The organism is Breznakia sp. PF5-3 (assembly GCF_029504745.1).
Lineage (GTDB): Bacteria > Bacillota_I > Bacilli_A > Erysipelotrichales > Erysipelotrichaceae > Breznakia.
The window spans coordinates 105,656-113,286 of the sequence record NZ_JAQFIQ010000002.1; the positions used below are offsets into that span (position 1 = coordinate 105,656).

General features: G+C 33.2%; 4 protein-coding genes and 1 pseudogene. All 5 read left to right on the top strand.

The features are described 5' to 3' along the window. Positions 1 to 2,253, top strand: a pseudogene (pflB, locus tag M2475_RS01040) (formate C-acetyltransferase). Positions 2,254 to 2,346: 93 nt separating this feature from the next. After that, a complete protein-coding gene (locus tag M2475_RS01045) occupies positions 2,347 to 3,021 on the top strand; it encodes a response regulator transcription factor (protein WP_277489036.1) in 675 nt (224 codons plus the stop codon). Continuing rightward, the gene (locus tag M2475_RS01050) at positions 3,011 to 4,021 is read left to right on the top strand and encodes a sensor histidine kinase (RefSeq protein ID WP_277489038.1); all 1,011 of its coding nucleotides are present in this window, start codon (positions 3,011 to 3,013) and stop codon (positions 4,019 to 4,021) included. The genes M2475_RS01045 and M2475_RS01050 overlap by 11 nt, the downstream gene beginning before the upstream one ends. 141 nt (positions 4,022 to 4,162) lie before the next feature. Beyond that, entirely contained in the window at positions 4,163 to 6,628 is a 2,466-nt protein-coding gene (locus M2475_RS01055) for a metallophosphoesterase family protein (RefSeq protein WP_277489040.1), read from the top strand. A 449-nt stretch (positions 6,629 to 7,077) separates the two neighbouring features. Further along, positions 7,078 to 7,631, top strand: a 554-nt coding sequence (locus tag M2475_RS01060) for a transposase (RefSeq protein ID WP_277489041.1), incomplete at its 3' end; no start/stop codon positions are given.

Below are 7,631 nucleotides of genomic sequence, written 5' to 3' on the forward strand. Positions count from 1 at the left end.
ATGTACAAAGGCTGGGAAGGATTTAAAGCGGGAAAATGGAATAAAGAAATCGATACCAGAGATTTTATTCAAAGAAATTATACGCCTTATGAAGGTGATGAAAGTTTCTTGGAAAAGCCAACTGATGCTACAAAAAAATTGTGGGATCAAGTAACCGATTTAAATCAACAAGAAAGAGAAGCCGGCGGAGTATTAGATGCAGATACAAAAATTGTTTCTTCGCTAACATCTCACAAAGCTGGATATCTAAATAAAGACTTAGAGAAAATCGTAGGTTTTCAAACAGATAAACCGTTCAAACGTTCACTACAACCTTTTGGTGGAATTAGAATGAGTGAATCTGCATTAAAAGCTTATGGATATGAAATTGATTCAGAAGTAGTAGAAATTTTTACGAAATATCGTAAAACACATAACCAAGGTGTATTTGATGCATATACACCAGAAATGCGACGTGCTCGTACATGTGGAATCATTACTGGATTGCCAGATGCATATGGACGAGGAAGAATCGTGGGGGATTATCGTCGAGTAGCACTTTATGGTGTGAATTATTTAATAAAGGATAAACAGGATTTATTAAATACAGTATTATTAGGTTCAATGACGGAAGAAAGAATCCGTGAACGTGAAGAAGTTTCCGAACAAATCAGAGCATTAACTGCTTTAAAAGAGTTAGCAAATATCTATGGATGTGATATTTCAGAACCAGCTACCAACGCACAGGAAGCTGTACAAGCAGTTTATTTTGGATATTTAGCAGCTGTAAAAGATCAAAATGGAGCTGCTATGTCACTAGGACGTACATCAACATTCTTGGATATTTATATTCAAAGAGATATTGATAATGGAGTAATCAGTGAAGTTGAAGCACAGGAACTTATGGATCATTTCATTATGAAGTTACGTTTAGTGAAATTTATGAGAACACCAGATTATAATGAATTGTTCTCAGGTGACCCAACTTGGGTAACGGAATCTATTGGAGGTATGGGATTAGATGGACGTACCTTAGTTACAAAGAATTCATTTCGAGTGTTGCACACACTTGTAAATTTAGGGCCAGCACCAGAACCAAACCTAACGGTTTTATGGTCTACACGCTTGCCAAATAACTTCAAACGGTATTGTGCAAAGATATCGATTGAGACAAGTTCAATTCAATATGAAAATGATGATTTGATGCGTGTCGAAATGGGTGATGATTATTGTATTGCTTGTTGTGTATCTTGTATGAAAGTTGGAAAGGATATGCAATTCTTTGGAGCTCGTGCCAACCTAGCAAAATGTTTACTATATGCTATTAATGGTGGTGTTGATGAAAAGAAAAAGATTCAAGTATCACCAAGAATGGAACCAATTACTTCAGAGTATTTAGATTATGATGAAGTAATCCAAAAGTATACGCAGATGATGAGCTGGTTAGCAGAGTTGTATGTAAATACTTTAAATGTTATTCACTATATGCATGATAAGTATTCATATGAAGCAGTAGAGATGGCTTTGCATGACCATGATGTAAGAAGATTCTTTGCAACTGGTATTGCTGGATTATCAGTAGTTGCTGATTCTTTATCTGCAATCAAATATGCAAAAGTAAAAGTAGTTCGTGATGAAGATGGTATTGCAGTAGATTATGCGGTAGAAGGAGATTTTCCAAAATATGGAAACAACGACGACCGTGTTGATGAAATTGCAGCAAACCTAGTAAAAATATTTATGAACATGATCAAAGAACATAGAACATATCGTGGAGGAGTTCCTTCAATGAGTATCCTTACGATTACATCAAATGTTGTATATGGAAAGAAAACGGGAAATACACCAGATGGACGTAAAGCTGGAGAACCATTTGCACCAGGTGCAAACCCAATGCATGGTAGAGATACTACAGGAGCAGTTGCTTCTTTAGAATCGGTTGCCAAATTACCATATGAATATTCTAGAGATGGAATTTCAAACACATTCTCGATTATCCCTGAAGCGTTGGGGAAAGATGATGAGAAATAGGAGGTCATGATGAAAGATAGAGTTGATAACTTAGTGACGATGATTGATGGATATGCACAAAGTGGTGGTCACCATTTAAATGTAAATGTATTTAATCGTGAAACCTTATTGGATGCTCAAAAACATCCTGAGAAATATCCACAACTTACAATCCGTGTATCTGGATATGCTGTTAATTTTAATAAACTATCGAAAGAACAACAGGATGATGTAATAAATCGTACAATGCACGAAGGTATGTAGCAAAAGAGTGTTTCGAAAGAAACATTCTTTTTTTAAATTTATTGCATAGTTTTTCTTTATGTTTTCTTATATAATGGTTGTGGAAGGTGCTTTATGTACAAAATTGTAATTGTTGAAGATGATCAAAACATTCGTAATGAATTGGGAGAATTTTTGAATAAGAATGGCTATGAAACAACTTTGGTTGTGGATTTTAAGCATGCTGTAGAGAAAACATTAGAGGCACATGCACATGTGTTATTGTTAGATTTAAATTTACCAATTGTTGATGGTTATTATATTTGTCGAGAGATTCGTAAGCAATCCAACTTACCAATTATTGTTGTGACAAGTAGAGATAGTGAAATGGACGAATTGATGAGTATGAATTTAGGGGCTGATGATTTTGTAACGAAACCTTATAACTTACAAATTCTCTTAGCACGTATTGAACGATTGATAAACCGTGCTTATGAACATGAAGAGAAGACATCACTGATGGTTGGTGATATTATTTTGGATATGAGTAAAAGCTTATTGCAATATCAAGATCAAACAATTGAGTTAACCAAAAATGAGTTTCGTATATTACATTGCTTATTTCGTCATAAAAATGAAATTGTATCTCGTGATGAACTGATGAACGATATGTGGGATGGAGATCTTTTTGTTGATGACAATGCTTTGACTGTAAACATTAATCGTGTTAGAAAAAAATTGGACTATATTGGATTACAGGATCTAGTACAGACAAAACGAGGATTAGGATACATCGTGTATGAAGATTAGTAAGTTTTTACTTGAGAAGTTTTATGTTTTTGTTTTAGGGTTGTTTGTTTCCTGTATACAAACAATGTTTTTTGTTGCCAGTGGAAGTAATCTTGATACAATTTTATTTTTTGCGATTTTATTATGGGTTGCCATAATCGTAGGTTTGTTTATTGAATACAAACAAAAAGTAGGGTTTTATCAAAATCTTGATGCAACCTTACAAAAGGTTGATAAAAAATATTTAATTCATGAAATGATTCAAGAACCAAGATTTATAGAGGGTCGTATTCTATATGATGTTCTTGTGGATTTGAATAAAAATTTAAATGATACAATCAATGCTTTCACTATCCGTGAAAAGGAATATCAAGAATATATTGAGTTATGGGTTCATGAAATAAAAACCCCATTAGCTGCTGGGAAATTGATTGTAGCAAATAATGATAGTACAGTCATGCGTAATTTAGATACTGAATTAAATCGTATTGATAGTTTTGTGGAACAAGCATTATTTTATGCACGTAGTACAAGTCTTGAAAAAGATTACGTTGTGAAAGAAGTACAACTAGATGAGATTGTTCGTAAGGTTGTTAAGAAACATAAACAAACGTTTTTATATAAGAATATTAAAATTGATTTATGTGATCTTGATGAAAAAATATTTAGTGATGCGAAATGGGTAGAATTTATATTAAATCAATTGATTGATAATGCTCTTAAATATACAGGAGTGGATGGAGAAATAAAAATTTATACAAAAAAGGAAAAAGAAAATACTGTATTGTATATGAAAGATACTGGAATTGGCATTGATCCAAGGGATATTGAAAGAGTATTTGAACGTGGTTTTACTGGGGAAAATGGAAGAATTTACAATAAGGCAACGGGTATGGGGTTGTATTTGTGTAAACTCTTATGTGAAAAATTGTATATTGGAATTGAAATATCTTCTTCTTTAGAACAAGGGACAGAGTTGAAGTTAATCTTTCCTTTAGGTAGTATGATTGGATTAAGATAATAAGAATGTGTAAGTAGTAGGGTTACGAAGTATGTAATGCTACTTTTTATTTTTAAAAGGGATATTTTGAAAAGATAATGAACCTTTTTTATAAACTGACGACTTATTTATTAGAAAGAGTAATTGAAAAGAGGAGGGAATATGAAGAAATTAAGGAATCTTTTTATTGCATTGGTGATAGGTATCATCTGTTTTATTACAGTACCTAATGAAATCTCTGCGGCAAGCGATTTATACATTGGGAATGTGAATACAACATATGTAGGGGATAGTAGTACAAGTATTCAAATCAACTTTAAGACGGCTAAACTGTCTAGAAAAGATACTCAGCCAGTGGTTGATATTTATTACTACCCAACAGGAGCAAAAGCAGAAGAGAAGAAGATTGCTGCTACAGCTACGGTGGAGTCATATACAAGTTATCATGTAGCATATATAAAAGGATTGAAGAAGGATACAGCATATACATATTATGCAAAGAATAAAAATGATAATTCTATATCAAAAGAATATATATTTAAAACGACAGGAGATGAAGTGAATTTTGTTGCATTATCAAATGCCCATTATCGCTCAACATCAAGTTATCAAAATAATTATGTAAATACATATAATGCAGCTATTGAACGTACTGGTGCTGATTTTATAATCCATACAGGAAAACTTGCGTCAGGAACAAGTGAGAGTTATTTAAATGGTTACTATGATATGTTTAATAGTGATATTCCATTACTTCATAATACGGATCAAAAAAGCAGTGCTAATAAGTACTTTGCATTGAATCATTCAGCTACAAAAGCACAGAAAGATTCATCAGATTCTTATGTAGTTGTAGGAAATACGTTGATTTTAAATGTGAATACAACGTTGAATTCATCAACTGATATTAAGAATCACATCGCTTGGTTAAGAAATACGGTAGCAAATAATAAGAACTGTAAATGGATTGTAGTTAGTATGAGTGATAGTTTTTATGGAAACAGTATTTCAACAAGTACGATTAAGAAACAATTGACACCAGTCTTTGATGAATTAGGTGTAAATGCAGTTCTTCAAGGAAAAGAAACGTATTATGCAAGATCATATCTTGTGAAAAATGATATGATTTTAGAGGATTATCCACAAAGAAGTGCATTTGCAAAGAAAGATGGTCTGTTATATATCAGCCCTGGAGTTGCAGGAGCAGAACAAACGGATCCAAGTTCTGGTCGAACATGGTTATCAAAAACAACAGCTTATAAAAACGAAGCAAAAGCAGCAGGTGCGAAAACATATACAAATATTAAAGCAAATGACAATGAATTAACATTTACGACATACCGAGTTGACGGAAGTGTAGTAGATACATATAAAATCTATGAAGGTGAAACACCAGAGCGTGGAATAGAAACGTTTGAACCAATTGGTTTGAATAATGCATTTGTGAAACAAGCTACGGATAACCGTACGTTTACTTGGCAAAGTAATTCAACTTTTGCTGAACCATATATACGTTATGCGACAGTTGATCAAGATTTAGCTACTCAAGGTATTGAAACAAGAGGTAGCTCTGCAAAGACATCTATTTATCTAACAAGTTATAATGCGAATAAGGTAAGTTTAAATGGATTGAAACCAAATACAACATATCAATATCGTGTTGGTAATATTGTTACAAATGCGAAAACAGGATCAAAGACAAAGTTTGAAAGTGAAGTATATACATTTACAACAGATGATACGAATACAAAAGATTTTAGTTTTGTACATTTCTCTGATTCACAAGGTGGATCAAGTGAATATAATGCATATTGGGGAAATACAGCTAGAAAAGCAAAAGCTTTAGTACCAGATGCTGCTTTATATATTCATACAGGAGATATGGTTGAGTCGATGAGTAAATCACATTGGGATGGATTCTTAACAAGCTTTGGTAATAGCTTTACAACTGGAGCCTTTATGCCAGTATTAGGAAATCATGAAGGAAAAACAAGTGAAGCTTTATATCCACAAATCTTTTCACCAGTGAATGAGAATGGATATGCACTTAACTATTCTTATACATATGGGAATGCATTGTTTATAAATATTAATTCTAATTATGACAGTACAAGAGAATTAGAAAAACAAGCTACTTGGATTAGAAATACAGTTTCTACATATGGTAAAGATAAGTTTATTGTAGTATCTTTCCATAAAGGGCCTTTTGGTGGTAGATGGGCTTTGGGTCATGGAGATACAGGATTAGGATCAGGAAATATTAAAAAGATCTTAGTTCCAGTATTTGAAGAGTGTGGTGTAAGTTTAGTACTACAAGGACATGATCATAACTACTTAAGAAGTTATCCAATTAAAAACAGTGCTCCAAATACAAAGGTAGATAATCGTAGTGAAATTTCAACTTCACAAGATGGAACCATCTACATGGTTTCACGTAACAGTGGAGAGAAAACATATGATATGTATGATAATCGTGCTTGGATTGATGTATCTTGGAATCCAGGAGCAATGAAAAAGAGTCCAGATGCAACCGTCTTTTCAAAAGTTGATGTAAAAGATGATCGCATGATTGTAACCGTGTACACAAGTACATATCAAATTATTGACTCTTATACAATTACAAAATAATATTAAGACATCTTCGGATGTCTTTTCGTATTATAAAGCTAAGAGATATCTTAATAAAACATTAGACTTACGTAAATGTGCGTGAGAATGTGATATACTTCAATTAGGGAGTGTTCACATTTGGGACTTAGATCTCGTAAAAACCTTTATAGCTTAGACTATTGATTAAGGTTCACTCCCACATATTGCATATGAGAGCTAAGAGTTATGTAAGATACTCTTGGCTTTTTTCTTTTCTAGGCATAGATTAGAAAAAGGTTCTAGGGTATGAAGAACGGGGCGTCTTTGGGGTCATTGAGCTCGTTAAAAAAAACGTTCTCATCCCTTTCTTAATCATGAAAGCCTGCTTAGAACTAATGAGGAACGTATCCTGTATGAAAAACGAAAATAGGCACCGTGTACAAGAGAAGGAAACTTAAGGCTCACAAGCATGGAAAGGAGGCAACAAAATGAAATTACCATGTATAGCAATAGATGTATCAAAAGGAAAAAGTCATGTGCGATCATTTTTTAAATTGGGTAAGGAATATGGAAAAACATTTTCCTTTGAGCATAACAAAGAAGGATTTGAGGTTCTTATGGACCGCTACAATGAGCTCAAAGAAAACAGTGGTCATGATGTGATGTTTATTTTTGAATCTACTGGGGTGTATCACAAAGTAATTCAACACTTTTTAGAACAAAAGAACAAGAAGTTTATTATGATTAGTCCACTACAGTCTGCAAAGGTTCGTAAGTTAGATCTGCGAGCTGCAAAAACTGATAAACTGGATCCAATGTACATCGCTAAAGCGTACTATATGTTGGATATCGATATGAATGTCAAGAAGCAAGAGGTGTATGATGAGTTGATGCAGTTGGACCGTTATTATGAAGTACAGTTAACCTCGCTAACAAAGGCTAAAGTGCATTATCGAGAGAGCCTTGATTTAGTATTTCCTAAACTTGATGAACATTTCGATGTATATGATCCTTGTGTTGTGCTGATAATTCAAAAGTATAA

Coding starts and splice junctions, on each gene's coding strand:
- M2475_RS01050 (WP_277489038.1), top strand. CDS start 3,011: ATGAAGATTAGTAAGTTTTTACTTGAGAAGTTTTATGTTTTTGTTTTA.
- M2475_RS01055 (WP_277489040.1), top strand. CDS start 4,163: ATGAAGAAATTAAGGAATCTTTTTATTGCATTGGTGATAGGTATCATC.
- M2475_RS01045 (WP_277489036.1), top strand. CDS start 2,347: ATGTACAAAATTGTAATTGTTGAAGATGATCAAAACATTCGTAATGAA.